The sequence below is a fragment of the Streptomyces sp. NPDC079167 genome (assembly GCF_040686735.1).
Taxonomy (GTDB): Bacteria; Actinomycetota; Actinomycetes; order Streptomycetales; family Streptomycetaceae; genus Streptomyces.
On record NZ_JBFBLO010000027.1, the window covers coordinates 26,007 to 48,845 of the forward strand.

At 69.1% G+C, this 22,839-nt stretch carries 22 protein-coding genes; 17 read left to right on the plus strand and 5 right to left on the minus strand.

From position 1 onward, the window contains the following. Positions 1-28: 28 nt before the first annotated feature. Positions 29-865, minus strand: coding sequence for a hypothetical protein (locus AB0P41_RS34285; protein ID WP_365936012.1), 837 nt, complete (start codon positions 863-865; stop codon positions 29-31). A 106-nt stretch (positions 866-971) separates the two neighbouring features. On the opposite strand from AB0P41_RS34285, the gene AB0P41_RS34290 reads away from it, so the two are divergent. The 3 genes from AB0P41_RS34290 to AB0P41_RS34300 all read left to right on the plus strand — a co-directional run bounded on the left by AB0P41_RS34290 (position 972) and on the right by AB0P41_RS34300 (position 3,902). Further along, positions 972-2,207, plus strand: coding sequence for a cytochrome P450 (locus AB0P41_RS34290; RefSeq protein WP_365936013.1), 1,236 nt, complete (start codon positions 972-974; stop codon positions 2,205-2,207). Further along, the gene (locus AB0P41_RS34295; RefSeq protein ID WP_365936014.1) at positions 2,204-2,731 is read left to right on the plus strand and encodes a DinB family protein; all 528 of its coding nucleotides are present in this window, start codon (positions 2,204-2,206) and stop codon (positions 2,729-2,731) included. Before AB0P41_RS34290 ends, AB0P41_RS34295 begins: the two co-directional genes overlap by 4 nt. A gap of 205 nt (positions 2,732-2,936) precedes the next feature. Then, positions 2,937-3,902, plus strand: a complete 966-nt coding sequence (locus AB0P41_RS34300) for an aldo/keto reductase (protein ID WP_365936015.1) — start codon at positions 2,937-2,939, stop codon at positions 3,900-3,902. Positions 3,903-4,025: 123 nt separating this feature from the next. Here the strand turns inward: AB0P41_RS34300 and AB0P41_RS34305 are convergent, their stop codons facing one another. From AB0P41_RS34305 to AB0P41_RS34320, 4 genes are all read right to left on the minus strand, one after another. Beyond that, a complete protein-coding gene (locus tag AB0P41_RS34305; RefSeq protein ID WP_356716776.1) occupies positions 4,026-5,240 on the minus strand; it encodes an acyl-CoA dehydrogenase family protein in 1,215 nt (404 codons plus the stop codon). A 4-nt stretch (positions 5,241-5,244) separates the two neighbouring features. Continuing rightward, on the minus strand, positions 5,245-5,718 hold the full coding sequence (locus AB0P41_RS34310; protein WP_356716777.1) for an SCP2 sterol-binding domain-containing protein: 474 nt from the start codon (positions 5,716-5,718) through the stop codon (positions 5,245-5,247). A 77-nt stretch (positions 5,719-5,795) separates the two neighbouring features. Beyond that, a complete protein-coding gene (locus AB0P41_RS34315; protein WP_356716779.1) occupies positions 5,796-6,059 on the minus strand; it encodes a hypothetical protein in 264 nt (87 codons plus the stop codon). A 198-nt stretch (positions 6,060-6,257) separates the two neighbouring features. Further along, entirely contained in the window at positions 6,258-7,472 is a 1,215-nt protein-coding gene (locus AB0P41_RS34320) for a helix-turn-helix domain-containing protein (RefSeq protein ID WP_356716781.1), read from the minus strand. A gap of 657 nt (positions 7,473-8,129) precedes the next feature. Here AB0P41_RS34320 and AB0P41_RS34325 point away from each other — a divergent pair. From AB0P41_RS34325 to AB0P41_RS34390, 14 genes are all read left to right on the plus strand, one after another. Then, positions 8,130-8,765, plus strand: a complete 636-nt coding sequence (locus AB0P41_RS34325) for a hypothetical protein (RefSeq protein ID WP_356716783.1) — start codon at positions 8,130-8,132, stop codon at positions 8,763-8,765. 290 nt (positions 8,766-9,055) lie between these two features. Beyond that, positions 9,056-10,516 carry a DUF6801 domain-containing protein gene (locus AB0P41_RS34330; protein WP_365936016.1) on the plus strand — a complete coding sequence of 487 codons (1,461 nt, stop codon included), beginning with the start codon at positions 9,056-9,058 and terminating at the stop codon, positions 10,514-10,516. 72 nt (positions 10,517-10,588) lie between these two features. Continuing rightward, positions 10,589-11,542 (plus strand): hypothetical protein, encoded by a 954-nt coding sequence (locus AB0P41_RS34335; RefSeq protein ID WP_365936017.1) that lies wholly within the window; start codon positions 10,589-10,591, stop codon positions 11,540-11,542. A 699-nt stretch (positions 11,543-12,241) separates the two neighbouring features. Continuing rightward, entirely contained in the window at positions 12,242-13,225 is a 984-nt protein-coding gene (locus AB0P41_RS34340) for an ATP-binding cassette domain-containing protein (RefSeq protein WP_365936018.1), read from the plus strand. Continuing rightward, complete coding sequence (locus AB0P41_RS34345; protein ID WP_356715958.1) at positions 13,222-14,070, plus strand: ABC transporter permease; 849 nt, start codon at positions 13,222-13,224, stop codon at positions 14,068-14,070. Before AB0P41_RS34340 ends, AB0P41_RS34345 begins: the two co-directional genes overlap by 4 nt. A gap of 3 nt (positions 14,071-14,073) precedes the next feature. Next, entirely contained in the window at positions 14,074-14,877 is an 804-nt protein-coding gene (locus AB0P41_RS34350; protein ID WP_031094766.1) for an ABC transporter permease, read from the plus strand. After that, a complete protein-coding gene (locus AB0P41_RS34355) occupies positions 14,877-16,175 on the plus strand; it encodes an MCE family protein (protein ID WP_365936019.1) in 1,299 nt (432 codons plus the stop codon). Before AB0P41_RS34350 ends, AB0P41_RS34355 begins: the two co-directional genes overlap by 1 nt. Then, the gene (locus AB0P41_RS34360; protein ID WP_365936020.1) at positions 16,172-17,203 is read left to right on the plus strand and encodes an MCE family protein; all 1,032 of its coding nucleotides are present in this window, start codon (positions 16,172-16,174) and stop codon (positions 17,201-17,203) included. The genes AB0P41_RS34355 and AB0P41_RS34360 overlap by 4 nt, the downstream gene beginning before the upstream one ends. Beyond that, positions 17,200-18,219: an MCE family protein gene (locus tag AB0P41_RS34365; RefSeq protein ID WP_365936021.1), complete on the plus strand. Its 1,020-nt coding sequence runs from the start codon at positions 17,200-17,202 to the stop codon at positions 18,217-18,219. The genes AB0P41_RS34360 and AB0P41_RS34365 overlap by 4 nt, the downstream gene beginning before the upstream one ends. 1 nt (position 18,220) lies before the next feature. Further along, positions 18,221-19,357, plus strand: coding sequence for an MCE family protein (locus tag AB0P41_RS34370; protein WP_365936022.1), 1,137 nt, complete (start codon positions 18,221-18,223; stop codon positions 19,355-19,357). Next, on the plus strand, positions 19,354-20,496 hold the full coding sequence (locus AB0P41_RS34375; RefSeq protein ID WP_365936023.1) for an MCE family protein: 1,143 nt from the start codon (positions 19,354-19,356) through the stop codon (positions 20,494-20,496). Before AB0P41_RS34370 ends, AB0P41_RS34375 begins: the two co-directional genes overlap by 4 nt. After that, a complete protein-coding gene (locus AB0P41_RS34380) occupies positions 20,496-21,734 on the plus strand; it encodes an MlaD family protein (protein WP_365936024.1) in 1,239 nt (412 codons plus the stop codon). Before AB0P41_RS34375 ends, AB0P41_RS34380 begins: the two co-directional genes overlap by 1 nt. Further along, the gene (locus tag AB0P41_RS34385; RefSeq protein ID WP_356715945.1) at positions 21,731-22,252 is read left to right on the plus strand and encodes a hypothetical protein; all 522 of its coding nucleotides are present in this window, start codon (positions 21,731-21,733) and stop codon (positions 22,250-22,252) included. The genes AB0P41_RS34380 and AB0P41_RS34385 overlap by 4 nt, the downstream gene beginning before the upstream one ends. Next, entirely contained in the window at positions 22,249-22,836 is a 588-nt protein-coding gene (locus tag AB0P41_RS34390) for a hypothetical protein (RefSeq protein WP_356715943.1), read from the plus strand. Before AB0P41_RS34385 ends, AB0P41_RS34390 begins: the two co-directional genes overlap by 4 nt. The last annotated feature ends 3 nt before the right edge of the window (positions 22,837-22,839 follow it).

The window sequence follows — 22,839 nt, forward strand, 5'->3', positions numbered from 1 at the left end:
CCGTGCACGCGGGGGCAGGCCGGACGGGTCAGGCCAGCAGCTCCCGTACGGAGTCCCTCATCCGGGCGACGAACGCCTCGCGGACCTCCTCCGGCACCAGGCCGAGCGACAGATACGGATTGAGGTCCTCCAGCTCGACGAGCAGCAGACCGCCCTCCGGAGTCCGGCAGGCGTCCACCCGTGTGATGCCGTGCGTGAGGGTGTTCCACGTGACGAAGCGGCGTGCGAAGTCCAGGTCCTCAGGGCTCGGGACGTACGGTTCGAGCGCCCAGCGCCTGTCCGGACGCGGTGCGTGCAGGGCGTACTGGAAGTCGTCGTCGACGAAGTAGAAGGACACCTCGTAGCGGAAGTCGATCCTGGGCTGGACGAGCAGTGTGCCGTCGGCGCCCCCCGGGTACTCCGGCCGCTCGGTGAAACGCAGCCCCACCGAATCCGCGCCGAGCTTGGGCTTGACCACATAACCGGCCGAGCGGGGGAGCAGCCCGAGATCCGCCGCACGGTCCACGGTCGGGATCACCGGGAAGCCGGCCCGGCTCAGGTCGACCAGATACTGCTTGCCGGCCATGTCCCCACGCCCGTCGAGCGTGTTGTACACCCGCGTCCCCGACTTCCGCGCGTGGGTACGGAACGCGTCGTACGCCTCCTGGTAGTGCAGGACCGGCCCGCTGTTGCGGACGACGACCGCGTCGAACCCGTCCAGCAGCGCCGCCGCGTCACGGGGGTGGCAGAGCGCGACGTCGAAGGTCTCGCGCAGCCGGGACGTCAGGAAGATGTCCTCGTCGCAGTAGCGCCGCCCGCGCGCCTCGTAGGCGAGGTCGGTGACGAACAGGACGGACGGACGTGGTGTCTCCGACGCGGCGATCAAGAAGTTCTCCCAGGGTGTTCGTTATCCGGCCCACGGTCAATAGCCTTGCTGGTGCTGCCCGTTCACCACGTCGCATCCCCTGGTCTCTGCCCCATAGGAGTCATACGTGTCCCAGGCGTCCTCACCGCCCGATATTCTCTCGCCCGCCTTCGCCGCCGACCCCTACGGGGCCTACCGGACGATGCGCGAGAGCGCCCCGCCGATCCACCACGAGGCCACGGGGAGTTACCTCGTCTCGCGGTACGAGGACGTCGAGCGCGTCTTCAAGGACCGGGCGCAGGAGTTCACCACCGAGAACTACGACTGGCAGCTGGAGCCCGTACACGGCCGCACCATCCTCCAGCTCAGCGGCAGGGAACACGCCGTGCGCCGGGCCCTGGTCGCCCCGGCCTTCCGCGGCGCCGACCTCCAGGAGAAGTTCCTGCCCGTCATCGAGCGCGACGCCCGCGAGCTCATCGACACCTTCCGGCACAAGGGGGAGGCCGACCTCGTCGAGGCGTTCGCGACACGCTTCCCCGTCCTGGTCATCGCCGACATGCTGGGCCTGGACAGGGCGGACCACCAGCGCTTCCACGGCTGGTACACCAATGTCATCGCCTTCCTCGGCAACCTCGCCGGCGACCCCGCGGTCACGGCGGCGGGGGAGCGGACCCGCCAGGAGTTCGCCGAGTACATGATCCCCGTCATCCAGCGGCGCAGGGAGGAACCGGGGGACGACCTGCTCTCCGCGCTCTGCGCCGCCGAGGTCGACGGGGTACGGATGAGCGACGAGGACATCAAGGCGTTCTGCAGCCTGCTGCTCGCGGCCGGCGGGGAGACGACCGACAAGGCCATCGCCTCGGTCTTCGCCAACCTCCTGGCCCACCCCGAGCAGCTCGCCGCCGTACAGCGGGACCGGTCCCTGATCGACCGGGCCTTCGCCGAGACGCTGCGCTACACCCCGCCGGTCCACATGATCATGCGCCAGACGGCGGGGGACGTGGAGCTGTCCGGTGGCACCGTCCCGGCCGGTGCCACCGTCACCTGTCTGATCGGCTCGGCCAACCGGGACGGGGCCCGCTACACCGAACCGGACCGCTTCGACCTGTTCCGTGACGACCTGACCAGCACCACGGCGTTCTCGGCGGCCGCCGACCACCTGGCCTTCGCGCTGGGCCGGCACTTCTGCGTGGGCGCCCTGCTGGCCAGGGCCGAGGTCGAGACCGGGGTGAACCAGCTGCTCGACGCGATGCCGGACCTCCGGCTCGCCGAGGGCTTCACCCCGGCCGAGGAGGGCGTCTTCACCCGGGGCCCGGCGTCGCTCCCGGTCCGCTTCACGCCGGTCGGAGGGGTGGGCGCATGACGTGGACGGCACCGCGGACCGAGCGGACCACGTCACTGAGCACCCTGGGCATGCTGCCTGAGCGCCAACTGCTGGAGGGATGGCTGAACTGGCATCGGGAGACCCTGCTGGCCAAGTGCGCGGGTCTCGATGCCGCGCGACTGGCGACGGCGGCCGTGGAGCCGTCGAACCTCACCCTCCTCGGTCTGATCCGTCACATGGCGGAGATCGAGCGGTGGTGGTTCCGGCGCAGCTTCGCGGGCGAGCCCGTCGGAGATGTCTTCACCGGGGCGTCGGACGGGGACGAGGGCTTCGACGGCGTGGACCCGGCCGACGCGGAGAGGGACTTCGGGAGATACCGGGCCGAGATCACGGCATGCGACGCGGCGGTGGCCGGGCGCGCTCTCGACGAGACCTTCATGTCCACCCCCGCCGCCGGCCTCAGCCTTCGCGCGGTCTACGTACTGATGATCCAGGAGTACGCCCGCCACAACGGCCACGCCGATCTCCTGCGGGAGCGGACCGACGGGGTGACGGGTGACTGAACCGGAGGTCCGGACTCGGCTGATCCGCGCGCACACGTCGCCGGCGGCCCCGACGGCAGGCGACCCAGGAGGGGGGAAGGCGCCAGGAATTGGTCCGGGACTCGGGCGTGGGATCGGACCGGATCTCCGTACCGGTGGCGCCTAGGTTTGTCAGCGCGGGGGCCCGCAGGCCGAATGCCCCGCATGACCCCGAAGGAGAATCGATATGCTGCGACGCCGCATCGGAGGCCCGGGCGGACCTGAGGTCAGCGCACTCTGCCTGGGGGCACTGCCCTTCGGCAGCACCGTGGACGAGCGCACGTCCTTCGCCGTTCTCGACCGTTTCGTAGAGGCGGGAGGGAACTTCGTCGACACCGCGAACAACTACGTCTTCTGGCTTCCGGGAAGCACGGGGGACGAGAGCGAGACCACGGTCGGCCGGTGGCTGGCCGCCCGGGGCCTGCGCGAGGAAGTGGTGATCTCCACCAAGTTCGGCGGGCGCCCCACTGTTCCCGGGACCGGGCTGGAGACAGCCGAGGGTCTGTCCGCTCCCGTAGTGCGCAAGGCGGCTCAGGAGAGCCTGCGCCGACTGGGCACGGACCGTATCGATCTGTACTGGTCGCACGTCGAGGACCGGACCGTCCCGCTGGAGGAGACCCTGGGTGCCCTGAACGCACTGGTCTCCGTAGGTGATGTGGGCGCGCTGGGCGCCTCCAACCACCCGGCCTGGCGCGTCGAGCGGGCCCGCGCCGTGGCCCAGGGCAACGGTTGGGCGAGCTACAGCTGCGTCCAGCAGCGGTACTCCTACCTCCAGCCGCGGTTCGACGTCGCCCTGCCCGAATCGGGCCACGTCCATGTGACGCCGGAGATGCTGGATTACGTGGGCAGCGAGCCGGACCTGACGCTCATGGCCTATTCCACCCTCCTGTCCGGCGCCTACGCCCGCGAGGACAAACCCCTGCCGACGGCCTACGACCACCCGGGCACCGCACCCCGGCTGGCGGCGCTGCGCGAGGTGGCGTCCGAGCTGGGCGCCACGCCCAGCCAGGTGGTGCTGGCCTGGCTGCTGCACGGCACCCCTCCGGTGCTTCCCATCGTGGGCGTCAGCTCCGTCGAGCAACTCGACGAGCTCCTCGCCGCTGTGGACCTGCGACTGGCACCCGAGCAGCGGAAGCGCCTCGACGAGGCATGACGGCCGCCCCCTGCCGGCTTGGGGCATGGCTGGGTGCGGGGCGCCCGAGGGCAGGTGAACCCTGCCCCGGCCAGGGACGACGGGCGGGGGCAGGGCCAGGGTTCGCGGCCGGGGTGAGGCGCGTCAGCGGATGTGACGCCCCGAGATCGCCCGGGCGATGACCAGCCGCTGGATCTCGCTCGTACCCTCGAAGATCGTGTAGATCTTGGCGTCGCGGTACATCCGCTCCACCGGGTGCTCCCTGCTGTATCCGGCGCCGCCGAGGATCTGGACCGCCTTCTCCGTCGCGGAGACCGCGAGTTCGCCCGCGCGGAGCTTGGACATGGAGCCCTGGCCCGCGTCGAATGTCCGGTCGTTGCGGGCCATCCAGGCCGCCTGCCAGATCAACAGGCGTACGGCCTCGATCTCCGTACGGATGTCGGCGAGGGCGAAGGCGATCGACTGGTTCTCGATGACCGGCCGGCCGAAGGCCTCGCGTTCACCGGCGTACTCCAGGGCGTACTCGTACGCGGCGCGTGCGATACCCAGCGCCTGGGCGCCCACGGTGGGGCGGCTGACCTCGAAGGTCGCCATCGCCGCCTGGCCCTTGGCGGTTCCGCCCTCGCGGGCACGTGCCAGCCGGGCGTCCAGCTTCTCCTTGCCGCCGAGCAGACAGTGCCCGGGGACGCGTACGTCGTCGAGGAACACGTCCGCGGTGTGCGACGCGCGCAGGCCGAGCTTCTTGATGGTGCGGCTCGCCGCCAGGCCCTTCGTGCGGGGCGGCACGATGAACGCGGCCTGGCCGCGGGCGCCGAGCGCGGGGTCGACCGAGGCGACCACCACATGGATCTCCGCGATCCCGCCGTTGGTGATCCACGCCTTCTGGCCGGAGAGCACCCACTCGTCCTTGGCCTCGTCGTAACGGGCCTTCGTGGTCATCGCGGAGACGTCGGACCCGGCCTGCGGCTCGGATACGCAGAAGGCGGCCACCTTCGGGTCGTCCTCGTCGCCGTAGCACTGCGGGACCCACTCGGCGAGCTGGTCGGGCGTGCCGGAGGCGAAGATCCCGGCGACCGCGAGCGAGGTGCCGAAGAGCGCCATGCCGATCCCGGCATCGCCCCAGAAGAGCTCCTCGTTGGCGATCTGGAGGGAGAGTCCGCTCGGGTCCCCGTACATGTCGGCGAGCGACTCGAATCCGTACAGACCGATCCTGGCCGCTTCCTGGATGACCGGCCACGGGGTCTCTTCGCGTTCGTCCCATTCGGCCGCCGCGGGGCGCACCACCTGGGCGGCGAAGCCGTGCACCCAGTCGCGCAGGTCCCGCTGTTCCTCGGTCAGGGCGAGGGAGAAGTAGCTCATGGGCTCAGGCCTTCGGGATGTCGAAGTAGCGGGTCAGGCCCGAGGCCAGGCCGACGTCACCGGCGACCTTCAGCTTGCGCATCATGAACATCGTCACGGGATTGCCGTTGCCGGAGACCAGCTTGAGGAATTCGGCGTCGCCCATCACCAGCGTCGTGCGGGGCTCGGCGTCGGAGCGGCCCGCGCTCACCGTGCAGGTGCCGTCGGCTATGGAGGTCTCGTAGACCTCCTCGCTCTCGCCCGTGATCTTCCAGCGGATCAGGGCCTTCAGCCCGCCCGCTGCCTCCGGGCGGAACTGCTGCCGCATCCGGCCGAAGACCTCGCTCAGCACCCGGGCTCGCAGGTCACCGTGCATGACCTCGCCGAGCTGCTTGGCGGACAGGCCCTTGACGATGCGTGCGAACTCCTCCGGGGAGACGGCACCGAAGTCGAGCCCGGACAGTTCGTCGGTGAGGTTGCCGCTGCTGTTGTCGGCCACACCAAATCCTTACTCCAGAGTAAACTTACTTCTGGGTAAGGTAAGGCGGCCTTCGCCGTCGCGCAAGCGGGCGAGCGTCACCAGACGCCGTCGTGGCGCACCGCGAGATGGGGGTGATGGGCGGACAGCACCTTGTTGGCCCACGCGAGCTCGGACAGTGCCTGCTCGCGGTCGGCCTGGTCCTCGATGCCGAGCCTCGGCCCCCGGAACCTGCGCACCTCGCGGGCGGCGCAGTCGGCGTCGAACTCCGCCCGCAAAATGTGCGGCGGAGTGCAGGACCCGATCAGTGCGGCGACCCGGTCGGGGATCGGCACGGGGACGAGGAGGTGCGAGGCGGTCATGTGGGGTTCCCTCTCGGATGGTTGGCCAGGAGGTGGCGCTCCGCGGTGGCCGGTGGGCCACCGCTCCTCCCTATGTAACGGGACGCAGTTCCGGGTTTCTTGTTGAGAACGTCTCCGTGTCGCAACCGTTTGGGACTGACCGTCTATTTCGCGTTACCTGGCGGTAAGTTGACTCGGTACGCAGTGTGTGATGCCCCCTCAGCCGAGAGACTGGCCGCTGCGAGCCCGTAACCGCGCGGCGCGCAGCACGGCTTCGGTCGAGAATCGGCTCTCGGGGTCGGTGAGCTGGTCGCCGAAGATGGCCTCCAGGCTGCGCATCCGGTAGCGGACCGTCTGCGGGTGCACGTCCAGCAGCTCGCCCATCTGGGCGGCGGTGCCCCGGGTGTCGAGCCAGATCCGCAGTGTCTCGATCAGCCGCTCCCGCCGGGTGGGGCTGATACCGGAGACAGCGGCCAGTTCGCGCTCGGCGAGCTGGTCGAGGAGAGCGGTGTCGGAGAGGAGCCACAGCGTGATGAGGTGGTCCTCGCAGAGGATGACGGGCGCGTCGTCGATGACTCCGGCGTCCACCAGTTCGAGGACACGGCGAGCCCAGCGGATCGAGTCGGCGGCCAGCGCGGTCGGCACGGTCAGCCCGATCGCCGCGCCGCCGCCGGGGATCGTCCGGTCGAGCATCTCCCTGCGCGCGTCGTCCACCGGCCCGGGGACCAGCAGGTGCGGCTGCGGGTCACCGGGGTCGATCAGGACGTCGTGGTCGGCGCTGATCCGGTCCAGCCCGGACGGGGCACGCACCGCGACGAGGGTGACCTGCTCGGGCAGGGTCCAGCCGGTCTGCTCGCACAGCTCGGCGATGGCGCTGCGGGGCACGGGTCTGCCCGTGAGGATCAGATGCAGCAGCCGCCGGCGCACCGCCTCGCCCTGCTGGTCGGACTGGGCCTGCACTTCAAGATAGCCCTCGCGGGAGAGCGACTCGAGTTCGTCCACGTAGGCGAACAGCGCGTCGGCGAAGCTGAGCATGAGCGCCGGCGAGAAGTTGTAACTCCGGCCCACCTTCTTCGCCCGCCGCAGCGCGACCCGTGCGCCCAGGCGGTAGGCCCCCTGGAGCGCGTCCATGGTGCGGCCCTCGTACGCCTCGAACCTGCCGAATCTCCGGCACATGTCGTCGCGCAGGACCGTGGGGGACGAGGGTTCGGCGACCAGGTCGACAAAGGAGGAAAGGCTCTGCTCGACGCCCATGCGGATGGAGGTCCCGTTGGGGCCGTTCAGCAGACGCGCGTATTCCGGATAGGCGCGGGTCACTTCCATGCCTATCTCTTTGATCAGGCTCGGCAGTTCGGGTCGCATGATCGCGGCGAACTCCTGGGGGAGGGGCCCCAGCGGGTCTCCGGTGTCCAGCGGCTGGATAAGTCTCGGCATGACCGTCCCCTTGCTTCCCGGGCCCGGAGTGGGTGGAACGTGTGGGGGAAAGCGCTCCCACGGACCGACAGGTGTATACCAACATCGGCGCCGAAGATAGACCAAGTCGGGCGGGGCGCACACCGCCTGGACAGGATCGAAGTGCAGGGTGCACACAACCTGGCCCTGTTGTGGCGCTCCGGTGCAGGTGGGGCCGTAAATGCTCACTTCCGGACAATGTTTTCGGCCGTGGACGCACCGAGGGCGTCGACGGGGGTCGCGGTGTCCGCCGCGGCGGCTGTCCCGGGGGATGTCTCCGGACCCGATCGGTGTCTGCCGATCTTCTCCGGAAGTTCCGGTCGGCGGTGGCGTCGGGCCGGGGGCCGACGTCAACGCGGCACCTCCGCAGTGATATTGCGCAGGAAGTGACAAGTGCGCCAAGTGAATTAGTGACGTACTGACGAGGAAAAAAACTTGCCCAAGCAATCTTGACCGGCGGGATTGTGCTCCAAGTTTCCCGCAAGTAACGTCACGCCCTGTCACAGAGCATGAGTGGCTGAAAGCGCAGCACGGCCCCCACGCAACACGATTCTTCGCGGCACTCCCTGCGCCTTTGCAGGAATTCGAGTGCCTTCCCCGCAACAGTGCACCCGCACTGGCGAATCGGAGGAACTCACTGTGCGCAACTCCCTCAGAAAGATCGCGATCGCGGCCGGTGCCGCCGCGGCGGCTGTCACCCTCGGAGCCACCACCGCCACCGCCGGCGTCGCAGCCCCGACCTGGACCGTCGGCCCCAACTCGCCGGAGACGTTCTCGGCCACGGCCGGCACCGTCACCCTCGCCCTCAACGGCATCCCGATGACGTGTACGTCGTCCGCGGCTAAGGGCAGCCTCGCCTCGGCCTCCGGTACGACCAACGTGACCGTCGGCACGATCGCTCCGCTGACCTGGAGCGGCTGCACCAGTCCGTTCGGCCCGGTGACCCCGACCGCCGATACGTCCACCCCATGGAAGCTGAACGCGAACACCTACAGCGCTGGTGTCACCAACGGGTACATCTCCGGAGTGAAGGCCACGCTGAAGGTGCTCACCTGCACCTTCACCGTGACGGGCAACGTCGCCGCCAAGTACACCAACTCCACCGGTGTGCTGGCGGTCAGCAACAACGCCACCTACAAGCTGACCGTCGCCACCGTCACCTCGGGCTGCGCCGGTATCGCGGCCGTGGGCAACAACCCGACCTACACCGCCAACTACAACGCAGTCACACCGAGCGGCGGCACGACCAAGCCGACCATCGTCTACACCCCCTGATCCGGCTGATCCGGTCACGAGCCACTCAGGGATGAGCAGGGGTCGCACGGCGGGGCCCGCCCGCCGTGCGACCGATGCTCACCTGTTCCATGACGACACCGAGCGGCGGCACCACCAGGCCGACCATCGTGTTCACCCCCTGATCCAGCCACGACCCTCCTCGGTGAGCAGGAGGCCGGGGCGAGTCCGCCCGCCACGCGATGCACGTCCGGTCGGTCCGAAAGGGGACATCCTCAGTGAGAGGCAGTCGTACAACGGGAGCACGCAGGGGCGCGGCACGTGGTGCCGCAGTGGCCACCGTCGTGCTGCTCGGCGGCATGGTTCCGGGTGCGCAGGCCGCACCCGGTGTCCAGGACATCGATACGGAGCTGGCCTACACCTGCGACCTTCCCGAGGGCAAGCAGTCGGTGAAGGCCAGGGTGAAGGTCACTGCGAAGGTCCCCGAGTCGGCTCAGCCCGGGCAGGCGATACAGCCCGAGGACGTGGTCCTGGAGGCGACGCTGCCCGAGGGGGTGATCCCCGTAGCGGCCGGCTCCTCGGCGGCGAGTGTGAGCGCGGAGATAAGGCTCGCTGTCGATGTGTCCCAGAAGGACCGGCATGCGCGGGCCGAGTGGATCGGAACGACAGCGGAGCCCGTGCCGATCCCTGCCGAGGGCGATCTGCCGTTGACCACCTCGGGGACCGTCCCGTACGTGAAACCCGGGGCGTCCGGAGACCTGAGCCTCGACGCGGGAGCACTCTCGGTGGACCTCGCCTTGTATTCCGCTCAGGGCACGCCCGCCGAACCGTCCGGCACGTCCCTGGACTGCGCCCCGGACCCGGAACAGGGGACCGAGCTGGCGGAGTTGGACATCAGTGGTGAGGGCGAGGATGGTGCGTCCGCGCCGGCCCCACCCGCATCCGCGTCTTCCGGGAGCGATACGCCAGGGGTCGAGGCCACGCCCGAGGTCGGTGCCAGGGCGAAGCAGCCCGCTGCCCCTGACGCCCCTGCGTGCGTCGGCGACGTGAACAACGGTCTCAACCTGAACGCCTATGTGACCGGCTATGCCAACGTGGCGAAGCTGAACGGGGCGACCAAGTTTCCTCTGGCCTGTACGCAGATCGAGCAGGGGCCGACCCGCGTCGATCTCTCCGAGCCGGGGTTCACGCACATCTACCAGGATTCGACCGCCCTGCTCGACTACGAGGGCAAGCCGCAACTGCCGCCCGCCACGGGAACGTTTCTGACCTTCGGCTTCATGCCGACGACCGCGACCCTGGAGATGACGCAGGTCCCCCCGGGCGTGGATTCCGAAGGGACCCCGGACTACAACGTGAGGTCACACCTGGTGGTGGACTGGTCCGACATGTCGAACAAGGGCGTGACCACCATCGACCTCGACCTCATACTCCGACTCCGCGACGTCAAGGTGAACGGCGTGCCCCTGGACGTGGGGGACAACTGCCGGAGCAGTAAGCCCTTCACCCTGTCTCTGGAGGGCAGGATGACGGCGAAGGACGGTGTCACGACGGGCTACACCTTGGCGACGGGTGGGGTTCTGACGGGATCAGTGACCCTTCCCCCGTTCAGCGGGTGTGGCGCAGGCGAGGACCTGGACAACCTCTTCACCGCGTCGTTGTCCGGTGTGCCGGGCTACGTCAAACAGGTGCAGGGAGCCCCGTGCGCGGCCCAGCAGCACGTGCCGGGTTCCGAAGGCGCCGTCTGTACGGACGAGTACGAGCCGGTCGGCGTGCCCGAAGCGATCCGCTGACCTGCCGAGCCATACCCACCCATCGCACCGAACACAGCATTTTCCGCCAGCCGTTGACGAATTGAGGGAACAATGGGATCTGCCTCGAAGACCTGGATCAAGGCCGCCGGTGCCGTCGCCGCGTCCGCCGCGCTGGTCATGCCCCTGAGCGCCACCCCGGCCGGCGCCGCCACGGCCGCCGCCCAGCTGAACGGTTCCTGGGCCCCCTTCGACCGCTGTCCGGTGGACGCCCCGGCCATGCTCGCGACGGACGGCGACACCGATGTCCCGCTGTGTGTGACGTCCACCTCGCCCAACGGGACGATCAAACTGGGCAACACCACGGCGACGACCGGGTCCACGAACCTGCAGTTCGGCGTCATCCAGCATCCGGCCGAGGGGACCTATACGGTCATCCCACCGGCGGCCGGATCCATCATCAGCGGGAAGACGACCATCCCCGGTGGACTCCTCGGCATCATGTGCCCCAGTAACGTACCGATCATCTCGGGCGTCTGCGGGCAGATCACCGATGCCACCCTGAACAAGGTGACCGCCACGGTGGAGTCGGCCGGCACGCCGACAGAATTCAGCTTGGTCGCGGGCATATCCTCAGGGCCCATCGTCAAGCTGCCCGTGAAGATCCGCCTGGAGAATCCGCTGCTCGGCTCCAACTGCTACATCGGCAGCAGCAGCAATCCGGTGATCCTGCAGCCCGGAAACCTCAGTGCGCCCAGCTTCTCCGCCTCCCGGTTCAACGGTGACGGCTCGGCGAACCCGGACGAGGGATCGATGATCCAGATCGCCCTGTCCGGGGCGGCCCAGGGCGACAGCCGGTTCTCGGCGCCGAAGGCCAGTGGCTGCGGGCTCGGCGGCCTTCTCAGCTGGGCGATCGACCTCAAGGTCGGCCTGCCCGCCGCGGCCGGATCGAACAGCCTCGTCCTGAACGACGCCAAGACCTACACGGCCGGCCTCACCGCTCCCGGTCTGTCGGTGCCCAACGCAGGCAAGCAGCTCTCCGAGAGCTGGCACTCCGCGGTGAAGTAGCCGGCGAGAGCGTGCGCGTGCACCTTGTCACTTCATGCGCCACGGCCTCCGGCCGCCCTGAGCCCGTCCCGACCGGACGAACCCCTGGTCGGGGCGGGCTCAGGCGTGTCCGTAGTGGCGTTCCGGAGCTTGCGGCTCCGGCCTTGCGGTCCTCGCTTTTCGATAGGTTTCGTGTGCCGATTACTCATCGGGGCATAAGAAAACGACTCCATGCAATTGCCTCGGAGAAAGTTCGTGAAGTGCTATTGCGGACTTAGGTTACCGGCCCGTAGCGTCCCGCTTGAGCAGCCCGGAAAGGCATCCGTACCTGCTCGTTCGACGCACGTGGAGTCCTGGTCGCGCCCCCAAGACCGGGAGTCCTCCGGGGGTTCCTCCGGACCCGGACCCTCCCACCCGGGACGGGGTTCCTCCGGCCGCCGGTGTCTCGTGGCTCCGGCCCCCCTGGGCCGCGGGACCCCGGTGCGACCGGAGAGCTTGCGCAGATTCCGACAAGGCCGCCGGGCGGCTTTGTCAGTCGGTGACAAGTGATCCACACAGAGATCGACGTCCGGCGATTTCCGCTGTTCAACGGCTTGTCCTCGCGGTTTCGACGGACATAACGTGCGCCTCCTGGTGCATGTGTGACGAGCCGCCATTGCATTCACCGGAGCCGGAGCGCTGACAGATGACGTCGTTCACCACCACTTCGAGGGAGGACCGATGGGTATCGAAGTAGTCGTCGAAGACCTGACGAAGTCCTTCGGCAAACAGAACATCTGGCGAGACATCAGCCTTACGCTGCCGGCCGGTGAGGTGAGCGTCATGCTCGGACCCTCCGGTACCGGAAAGACGGTGTTCCTGAAATCCATCATCGGACTGCTGAAGCCGGAAAAGGGCCGTGTCCTCATCAACGGCGTCGACATGGTGAACAGCCCCGAGCGGGAAATCATGGAGACCCGGAAACTCTTCGGCCTCATGTTCCAGGACGGCGCCCTCTTCGGCTCGATGTCGCTCTTCGACAACATCGCCTTCCCCTTGCGTGAGCACACCCGCAAGAAGGAGTCCGAGATCCGCCGCATCGTCATGGAGCGGATCGACATCGTGGGCCTACTGGGCGCCGAGGGAAAGCTGCCGGGCGAGATATCCGGCGGCATGCGCAAGCGGGCCGGTCTCGCCCGCGCCCTCGTCCTGGACCCGCAGATCATCCTCTGCGACGAGCCGGACTCCGGGCTCGACCCGGTCCGTACGGCGTACCTCTCGCAGCTCCTGATCGACCTCAACGCCCAGATCGACGCGACGATGCTCATCGTCACCCACAACCTCGACATCGCGGCCACCGTCCCCGACAACATGGGGATGCTGTTCTGCCGCAACCTCGTCACCTTCGGCCCGCGCGAGGTCCTGCTCACCAGCGACATGCCCGTCGTCTCGCAGTTCCTCGCCGGCCGCCGCGAAGGCCCCATCGGCATGTCGGAGGAGAAGGACGCGGCCACCCTGGCGGCGGAGCAGAGCAACGGCTTCGACCGCACGGCCGGGCCCCGCACCGTCGTACCGCAGCTGGAGCCCTCGCCGGGCCTGCCCGTCCGGCAGGGAGCCCTGCGCCGCCGGGAGCGTGTTCTCTCCATGATGGGCCAGCTGCCGGAGGCGGCCCGTACGGCGATCATGAACAGCTACACGCCGACCTTGGACGGTGGGCGCCGATGACGGCACCACTGCCCGTACGCCCACCCGTGCCGGCCGGCGAAGAGGCGGGGGAGGAGACACCGCGGCAGCGGCAGCCCTCGCGACTCCTCGCCCCGCTGCGCCAGACCGGGCAGCTGTTCGCCCTCGCTCTGGCCGTCGGCCGGGCGATCTTCCGCCGCCCGTTCCAGGTACGGGAGTTCATCGAGCAGTTCTGGTTCGTCGCCAGCGTCACCATCCTGCCCGCCGCCCTCGTCTCGATCCCCTTCGGCGCGGTCATCGCCCTCCAGGTCGGCTCCCTCACCGAACAGCTCGGTGCCCAGTCCTTCACCGGCGGCGCCAGTGTCCTCGCCGTCATCCAGCAGGCCAGCCCGCTCATCGTGGCCCTGCTGATCGCCGGGGCCGCGGGATCCGCCATCTGTGCCGACCTCGGTTCGCGCAAGATCCGCGAGGAGCTCGACGCCATGGAGGTCATGGGCGTCTCGCCGATCCAGCGCCTCGTCGTCCCCCGCGTGCTGGCCACCATGTTCGTCGCCGTCCTGCTCAACGGTCTCGTGTCCGTGGTCGGGACGCTCGGCGGCTACTTCTTCAACGTGATCATGCAGGACGGCACACCGGGCGCCTACCTCGCCAGCTTCTCCGCCCTCGCCCAGCTGCCCGACCTCTACGTCGGTGAACTCAAGGCGCTGATCTTCGGCTTCATCGCGGGCATCGTCGCCGCCTACCGGGGACTGAACCCGCGCGGCGGACCCAAGGGAGTGGGTGACGCGGTCAACCAGTCCGTCGTCATCACCTTCATGCTCCTGTTCGCGGTGAACATGGTCCTCACGGCGATCTACCTCCAGATCGTCCCCCCGAAGGGGGGCTGACCGATGTCGATGCTCGGCTGGCTCGACCGCTCGGGGGAGCAACTCACCTTCTACGTACGGGCACTCATCTGGATTCCCCGGACCCTGCGCCGCTACCTCAAGGAGGTGCAGCGGCTGCTTGCCGAGGTCGCCTTCGGCAGCGGCGGCCTCGGCGTCATCGGCGGAACCATCGGCGTGATGATCGCGATGACCCTCGCGACCGGCTCGGTCGTCGGCCTCCAGGGGTACGCCGCCCTCGACCAGATCGGCACCTCCGCCTTCACCGGTTTCATCTCCGCCTACTTCAACACCCGGGAGATCGCCCCGCTCGTCGCCGGACTCGCCCTCTCCGCGACCGTCGGCGCCGGCTTCACCGCCCAGCTCGGCGCGATGCGGATCAACGAGGAGGTCGACGCCCTCGAGGCGATGGGCGTGCGCTCCATGCCCTACCTCGTCACCACGCGGATCATCGCCGGCGTCGTCGCCATCATCCCGCTGTACGCGATCGGGCTGCTCTCCTCCTACCTCGCGTCCCGCTACATCACCGTCCTGTTCAACGGGCAGTCGGCGGGCACCTACGACCACTACTTCAATCTCTTCCTCTCCCCGGACGACGTGCTGCTGTCGGTGCTCAAGGTGCTGATCTTCAGCGTGCTGGTGATCCTCGCCCACTGCTACTACGGCTTCCACGCCACCGGCGGCCCGGCCGGCGTGGGCGTGGCCGTGGGCCGCTCGGTGCGCAACGCGATCGTGCTGATCAGCGTCACCGACTTCTTCCTCTCGCTCGCCATCTGGGGCGCGACGACAACGGTGAAGGTGGCCGGCTGATGCATTCCCCAACGGCGCAGACGGTGCGCCGCAGACTCGCGGGCGTGGCCTTCGTGCTCGTGCCCGCCCTGCTCGTATGGCTGTCGGTCTCCGTCTACGAGAAGGACTTCACGGACGACGCCACCGTGACGGTACGCACCGGAAGCGTCGGCAACGAGATGCACGACAACGCCGAGGTGAAGCTGCGCGGAGTCGTGGTCGGCGAGGTGCGTGACATCGAGGCGGCCGGGGACGGGGCGCGGCTGACCCTGGCCATCCAGCCCGGCCGGCTGGAGCGGATACCCGCCGACGTCACCGCGCAGATGCTGCCCACCACCCTCTTCGGCGAGCGGTTCGTCGCCCTCGTACCTCCGACCGTCCCGTCCACGCGGACCCTGCGGGCCGGTGCCGTGATCCCGCAGGACCGCTCCTCCAACGCCATCGAGCTGGAGGAGGTACTCGACAACGTCCTGCCGATGCTGACCGCCGTCCAGCCGCAGAAGCTCGCCGCCACCCTCAACGCGGTGTCCCAGGCGCTCGAAGGACGCGGCGACAAACTCGGCGACACGCTGGTCACCCTCGACGCCCACCTCAAGGAGTTCAACCCCCAGCTCCCCACCCTCAACGCGGACATCAAGGAACTCGTCAAGGTCAGCCATCTCTACGCGGACGCCGCCCCCGACGTCCTGGACGCCCTCACCGACTTCACCACCACCAGCGGCACCATCGCCGAACAGCAGGCGGAACTCGCGGATCTGTACGGCTCCACCACCGCCTCCGCACGGGACGTCACCTCCTTCCTGCGTAAGAACAAGGACAACCTCATCCACCTCTCCGCCTCGGGCCGGCCGACGCTGGAACTCCTCGCGGAGTACTCGGACGCCTTCCCCTGCACCCTGCGTACGATGGCCGGCTTCGTGCCCGCAATGGACAAGGCACTCGGCAAGGGCACCGACCGGCCGGGCCTCCACGTCACCCTCAAGCCCGTCGAGTCGAAGGGCAAGTACGTGGCGGGCAAGGACACCCCGGTCTACGACGCGACCGGCGGACCGCACTGCTACTCGGTGCCGTACACCGGCAGGCCGGTGCCGACCGCCGACGCCCGGACCGCTTCGCCCACGGACAGCGCCCCCGACGCGACCGGCCCGGACACCGGAGCCGCCGACACCGCCCTCGGCATGCCCAACTCCCCGCAGGAGAGCCGGCTCGTCAACGAACTCGTCGCCCCCTCCCTGGAAGTGCGGCCCCAGACCCTGCCGGACTGGAGCAGCGTGCTCATCGGTCCGGCCTTCCGCGGTGCGGAGGTGAAGCTCAAGTGAAGCGCCGTTCCCTCGCGGGACCCCTCGTGAAGTCGATCGTCTTCGTCGTGGTGACCGCCCTGGCCACCACCGTCCTGGGTCTGTCCATCGCCAACACGGGCGTCGGCGACACCACCCCGTACAAGGCGCGGTTCACCGACGCGACCGGACTCGTCGTCGGCGACAGCGTGCGGATCGCCGGCGTCAAGGTGGGGCAGGTCGAATCCATCCGGGTCGCCGACAAGCGGCTGGCCGAGGTCGGGTTCGCCGTCCGCAAGGGCCGGAAGCTGCCCGCCTCGGTGACCGCCTCCATCAAATACCTCAACATGGTCGGCCAGCGCTACATCGACCTCGACCAGGGCGCCGGACCCGTCGGCGCCAGCTTCGGATCCGGAGCGACCATCCCGCTCTCGCGCACCACACCCGCGCTGGACCTCACCCAGCTCTTCAACGGCTTCCAGCCGCTCTTCGAAGGGCTGTCGCCCCCGGACGTCAACCAGCTCGCCAGCTCGATCGTCCAGGTACTCCAGGGCGAGGGCGGCACCGTCGACAGCATCCTCTCCCACGTCGGATCGCTGACCGGCACCGTCGCGGCCAAGGACAAGGTGATAGGCGAGGTGATCAAGAACCTCAACACGGTCCTGAAGACCGTGAACGACCGGGAGGCGGGCTTCGACGACCTCGTCGTGACCCTCCAGAAGCTCGTCACGGGCTTCTCCGGCGACCGCAAGCCGCTCGGCGAGGCGGTCACCGCGATGGGCGCGCTCACCACCGTCACCGCGGACCTCGTCCAGGACGGCCGGGAGCCGCTCAAGCAGGACATCGCCCAGCTCGGCCGGCTCACCGGCGGGCTCGACAAGAACGCCCCCAAGATCGAGAGCTTCCTGCGGAAGACCCCGGCGAAGATGGAGGCGATCACCCGCCTCACCTCCTACGGGTCCTGGCTCAACCTCTACCTCTGCGAAGCCAGCATCAACGGTGTGACGACCGAGGACGGCAGCGCACCGCCCACCGGCGTCACCATCGACCAGCCGAGGTGCCAGGGATGAGAATCAAGCCCGTACGGGAACGCAACCCCGTCGCCGTCAGCATCGTCGGCCTCCTCGTCCTGACACTCGTCGGCCTCGCCGCCTACCGCGCCGACGCACTGCCCTTCATCGGTGGGGGCACCACCTACAGCGCCGACTTCACCGAATCCGCCGGCCTCGACGAGGGCGACGAGGTACGGATCGCCGGAGTCAAGGTGGGCGAGGTCACCGGCGTCTCGCTCGACGGCGCCAAGGTGAAGGTGGACTTCCGGGTCAAGGACGCATGGATCGGCGACTCCTCCACCGTCGGCATCGCCATCAAGACCCTCCTCGGCGACAAGTACCTCGCCGTCGACCCCCTCGGCGACGCCCGGCAGGATCCGGACTCCCGTATCACCGCGAGCCGCACCACGTCCCCGTACGACGTCACCCAGGCGTTCAACGGACTGGGCGAGACGATCGAGGAGATCGACACCGCCCAGCTCGCCCAGAGCTTCGAGACGATCTCCGAGACGTTCAAGGACTCACCACCCGACGTACGCAGCGCGGCGAACGGGCTGTCGGCGTTGTCGAGGACGGTGTCCGAGCGGGACGCCCAGCTCGCCACCCTCCTCAAGGGCAGCAAACAGCTCACCAAGACGCTCGCGAGCAAGAAGAGCAGCTTCGAGACCCTCCTGGAGGACGGGAACCTGCTCCTCGGCGAGATCCAGGCGCGCCGCGACTCCATCCATCTGCTGCTCACCGGCACCAGGAACCTCGGGACCCAGCTCACCGGGCTCGTCACGGACAACGACAAGCAGCTGAAACCGACCCTGGACTCCCTGGGACGGGTCACCTCGGTCCTGGTGAAGAACCGCAAGAGCCTCGACAAGGTCCTCTCCCTGGCCGGCTCCTACAACCGCCTCGTCGGCAACACCCTCGGCAGCGGCCGCTGGTTCGACAACTACGTCTGCGGGGTCGTCCCCAAGAGCTACCTGCCCGCCGGCACACCCCCCGCCGACGGCGACTGCATGCCACCGAAGCAGGGAGGGCGCTGACATGAGACGCACACGCGTCATCGGGATCGGCGCCGGGCTCGCGGTCGTGGCGGTCGCCGCCACCTCGGGAGTGATGGCGATGGACGACCAGGGGAAGACCACCGTCACCGCCTACTTCGACCAGGCCACGGGCGTGTACGCCGGATCGGATCTGCGGATACTCGGCGTGAAGGCCGGCACCGTCGATTCCGTCGAACCGAGCGGCAAGGAGGTCAGGGTCACCCTCCGTATCGACAAGGGCGTCAAGGTCCCCAAGGAGGCGCACGCCGTCGTCGTGGCCCCCAGCCTGGTCGCCGACCGGTACGTACAGCTCGCGCCGGCGTACACCGGGGGAGCGCGGCTGGAGGACGACGCCGTACTCCCGGCGGCCCGCAACGCCACCCCCATCGAGGTCGACCAGCTGTACGAGTCGATCACCGAGCTCTCCACGGCCCTCGGCCCGGACGGCGCCAACACCGACGGCGCGCTCGCGGGACTCCTCGACACCGGGGCGAAGAACCTGGACGGCAACGGAAAGGCCATCGGAGACTCCGTCGAACAGTTCGGCAAGGCGACGAAGACACTCGACAAGAGCAGCGGAAACCTCTTCGACACGCTGTCCTACCTGCAGACCTTCACCACGATGCTGAAGGAGAACGACGGCGATGTGCGGGCCGCCGAGCAGCAGCTGAACACCGTCACCGGCTTCCTCGCCGACGACAAGAAGAACCTCAGCGCGGCCCTGAAGGAACTGGGCAAGGCGCTCGGCCAGGTCAAGGGCTTCATCCAGAGGAACCGCGGCGCCCTGAAGCAGAACGTCGACCTTCTGCTGCCGCTCACCCAGACCCTGGTCGACCAGCGCGCCTCGCTCGCCGAGTCCCTCGACACCCTGCCCCTCGCGGCGGGGAACGTACTGAACGCCTACGACCCGGCGAACCGCACCCTCAACGGGCGCACGAACCTCAACGAACTGTCGATGGGCGGGCCGCTCACCGAGGCAGGGGCCGCAGGCATGGAAGGGCTGGCCCCGGTGGACACCGCCCGCCAGGAGGCGTTGCCCGCACTCCCGCTGCCCGCCGTCGGCACCGTCTACGGCACCCCGGAGAAGTCCGGGACGAAGAAGACCGGAACGGACGAGAAGAAGGAGGCGACTCCATGAGCCGCACCCTGCGCAGACCCGGCACCCGTGCGGTCACGGGCCTCGGCGCCCTGGTCGCCGCAGGTGTCGGCTTCGTGCTCGTCGCCACGACCGTCGGCCTGCCGTCGTTCTCGGGCATCGAGCAGGTGCCGCTGCCCGGGGGAGCCGACCTCGGGGACCACCCGTACGAGATCACCGCCGAGTTCGGCGACGTCCTCAGTCTCGCCCCGCAGTCCTCCGTCAAGGTCAACGACGTAGCCGTCGGCAGGGTCACCGGGATCGCACTGACCCCCGGCAGCTGGACCGCCAAGGTCACCATGCGCGTCAACGGGAAGATCGACCTGCCCGCCAACGCCTACGCCCACCTGGAACAGTCCAGCCTCCTCGGCGAGAAGTTCGTCCAGCTCTCGCCCCCGAGCTCCGGCACCGCCCGGGGCGACCTCTCGGACGGTGACCGGATCCCGCTCTCCCGCACCAACCGCAACCCGGAGGTCGAAGAGGTCTTCGGAGCCCTGTCGATGCTCCTCAACGGGGGCGGCGTCGACCAGCTGAAGACCATCACCACCGAGCTCAACAAGGCACTCGCCGGACGGGAACCGCAGATCCGCTCGATGCTGAAGCGGGTCGACACCCTCGTCACCAACCTGGACGGCCACAAGGAGGACATCACCCAGGCACTCGACGGCGTCAACCGGCTCTCCGCCACCCTCGCCACCCGCAAACAGGACGTCGGCACGGTCCTCACCGGTCTCAGCCCCGGTCTGAAGGTCCTGGAGAAGCAGCGCGGATCGCTCCTCACCATGCTGCGCTCGCTCGACTCGCTCTCCACCGTCGCGGTCGACACCATCAACAGGAGCAAGGCCGACATGATCGCCGACCTCAAGGCCATCGCACCCACGCTCACCGCGCTCGCCGACTCCGGCAACGACCTGCCGGACTCCCTCCAGGTCCTGGTCACCTACCCGTTCACCGACGAGGTGCTCCGCGGGGTGAAGGGCGACTACCTCAACGTCTACCTGGACGTGACCGCCCAGCCCGGCACCCAGGTCATCCCCGCACTCACCCCGCCCACGGCGTCCGGCACGCAGAAGGCGCCGGGAGAGGCGCTGCCCCTGCCGCTCCCCTCGGTCACCGCACCGGGAACGGAGGGCACCCGCTGATGATCACCCTCGCCATCCGGCTCAAGAACATCGCCTTCCTCGTCATCGCCGTACTCGTCCTCGGCTTCCTGGGGGTGCGGTACGCCGACCTCGGCCACTACGTGGGCCTGCGCGACTACTACACCGTCACGGTGCAACTGCCGCAGACAGGCGGTCTCTTCACCCACTCCAACGTCAGCTACCGGGGTGTGTCCGTGGGCCGGGTCGGCCCGATCGAGCTCACCGACGACGGGGTCGAGGCCGAACTGCGCATCGAGAACGACGCGCCGCGCATCCCGGACAGCCTGCAGGCCGTCGTCGCCAGCCTCTCCGCGGTCGGCGAGCAGTACATCGATCTGCGCCCCACCCGCGCGGACGGCCCCTTCCTGGAGAACGGCTCGGTCATCGACCAGGCCGACACCACCATCCCCGCGCCCGTCACCGACGTCCTCGTCGGCGTCAACGACCTGACGGCCTCCGTCGACACGGAAGCCCTGCGGACGGTCGTCGACGAATTCGGCACGGCGTTCAGCGGGCGCGGCGACGACCTCCAGGTCCTGCTCGACACCGGCAGCGAGTTCGTCGAGGCCGCCGACGAGGCCCTGCCGACCACCACCAAGCTGATGGCCGACGGCGAGACCGTGCTGCGCACCCAGAACGAACAGGGCGAAGCACTCAAGGGCTTCGCCTCCGGGGCCGAGGAACTCGCCGCCGAACTCAAGGGATCCGACACCGACCTGCGCCGGCTCATCGCCGCGGCGCCCGACGCCACCGAACAGATCAGCGGCCTGCTCCGCGATCTCGACCCCGCCTTCGGCGTGGTCGTCGCCAACCTCCTCACCACCTCCGAGGTCGCCGTCACACGGCAGCGCGGACTGGAGGAGCTCCTGGTCAAGCTCCCCGCCGTCGCGGCCGCCGGCGCCAGCGCCGTCGACCAGGACGGTGCCAGGTTCGGCATGTCGGTCACCTTCTTCGAACCACTGCCCTGCACCGCCGGATACGGCTCCACCACCTACCGCCCCGGCACCGACGTCTCGGCGGCCCCCGCGGCCAACACCAGGGCCCGCTGTACGTCCTCGCCCGGCAGCGGCATCAACGTCCGCGGCAGCGCCAACGCCCCGAAGGGCGGCCCCGTGCCCGAACCGTTCACACCGGGCTCCGGCCTCCTCCCGGACACGCCCGGCAGTACCACCGGGAAGACCACCGTGCCCCGGGCCGACGGCATGGCCGGCCTGCTCGGCCTGGGAGGAGGCTCATGAGCGACCGTACGAGAACGGGGCTCGGCTGGGCCGCCCTGCTCGCCGCCGTGCTGGTCTGCGCGCTCGGCACCTGGTCGTACGCCCAGGCCCAGGGGGACGACACGCTGGCGTACGCGAAGAGCCGCGACGCCGCCCTGGCCGACGGCAGGCGGCACCTCGCCCGGCTGACCAGCATGGACGGCAAGAACGCCGCCGGCGTGAAGTCCGGGCTCACCGCGTGGCTCGACGCCTCGACCGGACCGCTGCACGACCGGCTGGAGCGCACCCGGAAGAAGGACGCCGGAGAGCTCACCGAGTCCGGCGCCACCGCCCACGGCAAGGTCACCGACGCCGCCCTCACCGCACTCGACGACCGGGCCGGCACCGCGGCGCTCATCGCGACCGTCGACGTCGAGATCACCCCGCGCACCGGCAAGGGCGGGACGGAGCGCAAACGCTACGAGGCGACGCTCGCCCGGACCGGGGACGGCTGGAAGATCAAGGCACTTGACGCGCTACCGGTCGGGAGCGGCTCATGAAGCAGAGCACGGGAACAGCGACGATCCACCCGGACCCCGACCCCGTACAGGACGCGGATCCCGCGCCGGACGTCTCCCCGGCCCACCGGAGGTGGGCCCGCCCGGCCGCGGCGCTGCTGGCGGTCGCCCTGCTGGGCGTGGGCGCCACGCTCTTCGTCCAGGGGCAGCGGCTGCGCGACACCCCCGCCACCTCCAACCACGCCCTGACCGATTCCGCCGCCACCGCCCGGGTCGCCGGCGACGTGAGCAGCGCGCTGGGCAAGGTCTTCTCGTACAGCCCGCAGGCCACCGGCGCCACGAAGGAGTCGGCGAAGCAACTGCTCGGCGGCCGGGCCCTCCAGCAGTACGCGGCGCTGTTCGGGCAGGTCGAGAAGCAGGCCGCGGACCAGAAGCTGACCCTCACCAGCCAGGCCGTACGCGCCGGAGTCACCAGACTCACCGGGAGCAGCGCCCACCTCCTCGTCTTCCTCGACCAGATCTACGAGCGCGAGGGGAAGCCCGCCACCACAGCGGCGGCCCAGCTATCCGTGACCGCGGAACTGCGGGACGGGCACTGGCGGATCGTCGACATCACCTCCAGGTAGGGG

Excerpts from the sequence above, each read along its gene's own strand:
- AB0P41_RS34295 (WP_365936014.1), top strand. The coding sequence starts at position 2,204 with ATGACGTGGACGGCACCGCGGACCGAGCGGACCACGTCACTGAGCACC.
- AB0P41_RS34300 (WP_365936015.1), top strand. The coding sequence starts at position 2,937 with ATGCTGCGACGCCGCATCGGAGGCCCGGGCGGACCTGAGGTCAGCGCA.
- AB0P41_RS34305 (WP_356716776.1), bottom strand. The coding sequence starts at position 5,240 with ATGAGCTACTTCTCCCTCGCCCTGACCGAGGAACAGCGGGACCTGCGC.
- AB0P41_RS34315 (WP_356716779.1), bottom strand. The coding sequence starts at position 6,059 with ATGACCGCCTCGCACCTCCTCGTCCCCGTGCCGATCCCCGACCGGGTC.
- AB0P41_RS34320 (WP_356716781.1), bottom strand. The coding sequence starts at position 7,472 with ATGCCGAGACTTATCCAGCCGCTGGACACCGGAGACCCGCTGGGGCCC.
- AB0P41_RS34335 (WP_365936017.1), top strand. The coding sequence starts at position 10,589 with ATGGGATCTGCCTCGAAGACCTGGATCAAGGCCGCCGGTGCCGTCGCC.
- AB0P41_RS34340 (WP_365936018.1), top strand. The coding sequence starts at position 12,242 with ATGGGTATCGAAGTAGTCGTCGAAGACCTGACGAAGTCCTTCGGCAAA.
- AB0P41_RS34345 (WP_356715958.1), top strand. The coding sequence starts at position 13,222 with ATGACGGCACCACTGCCCGTACGCCCACCCGTGCCGGCCGGCGAAGAG.
- AB0P41_RS34350 (WP_031094766.1), top strand. The coding sequence starts at position 14,074 with ATGTCGATGCTCGGCTGGCTCGACCGCTCGGGGGAGCAACTCACCTTC.
- AB0P41_RS34355 (WP_365936019.1), top strand. The coding sequence starts at position 14,877 with ATGCATTCCCCAACGGCGCAGACGGTGCGCCGCAGACTCGCGGGCGTG.
- AB0P41_RS34365 (WP_365936021.1), top strand. The coding sequence starts at position 17,200 with ATGAGAATCAAGCCCGTACGGGAACGCAACCCCGTCGCCGTCAGCATC.
- AB0P41_RS34370 (WP_365936022.1), top strand. The coding sequence starts at position 18,221 with ATGAGACGCACACGCGTCATCGGGATCGGCGCCGGGCTCGCGGTCGTG.
- AB0P41_RS34375 (WP_365936023.1), top strand. The coding sequence starts at position 19,354 with ATGAGCCGCACCCTGCGCAGACCCGGCACCCGTGCGGTCACGGGCCTC.
- AB0P41_RS34380 (WP_365936024.1), top strand. The coding sequence starts at position 20,496 with ATGATCACCCTCGCCATCCGGCTCAAGAACATCGCCTTCCTCGTCATC.
- AB0P41_RS34385 (WP_356715945.1), top strand. The coding sequence starts at position 21,731 with ATGAGCGACCGTACGAGAACGGGGCTCGGCTGGGCCGCCCTGCTCGCC.
- AB0P41_RS34390 (WP_356715943.1), top strand. The coding sequence starts at position 22,249 with ATGAAGCAGAGCACGGGAACAGCGACGATCCACCCGGACCCCGACCCC.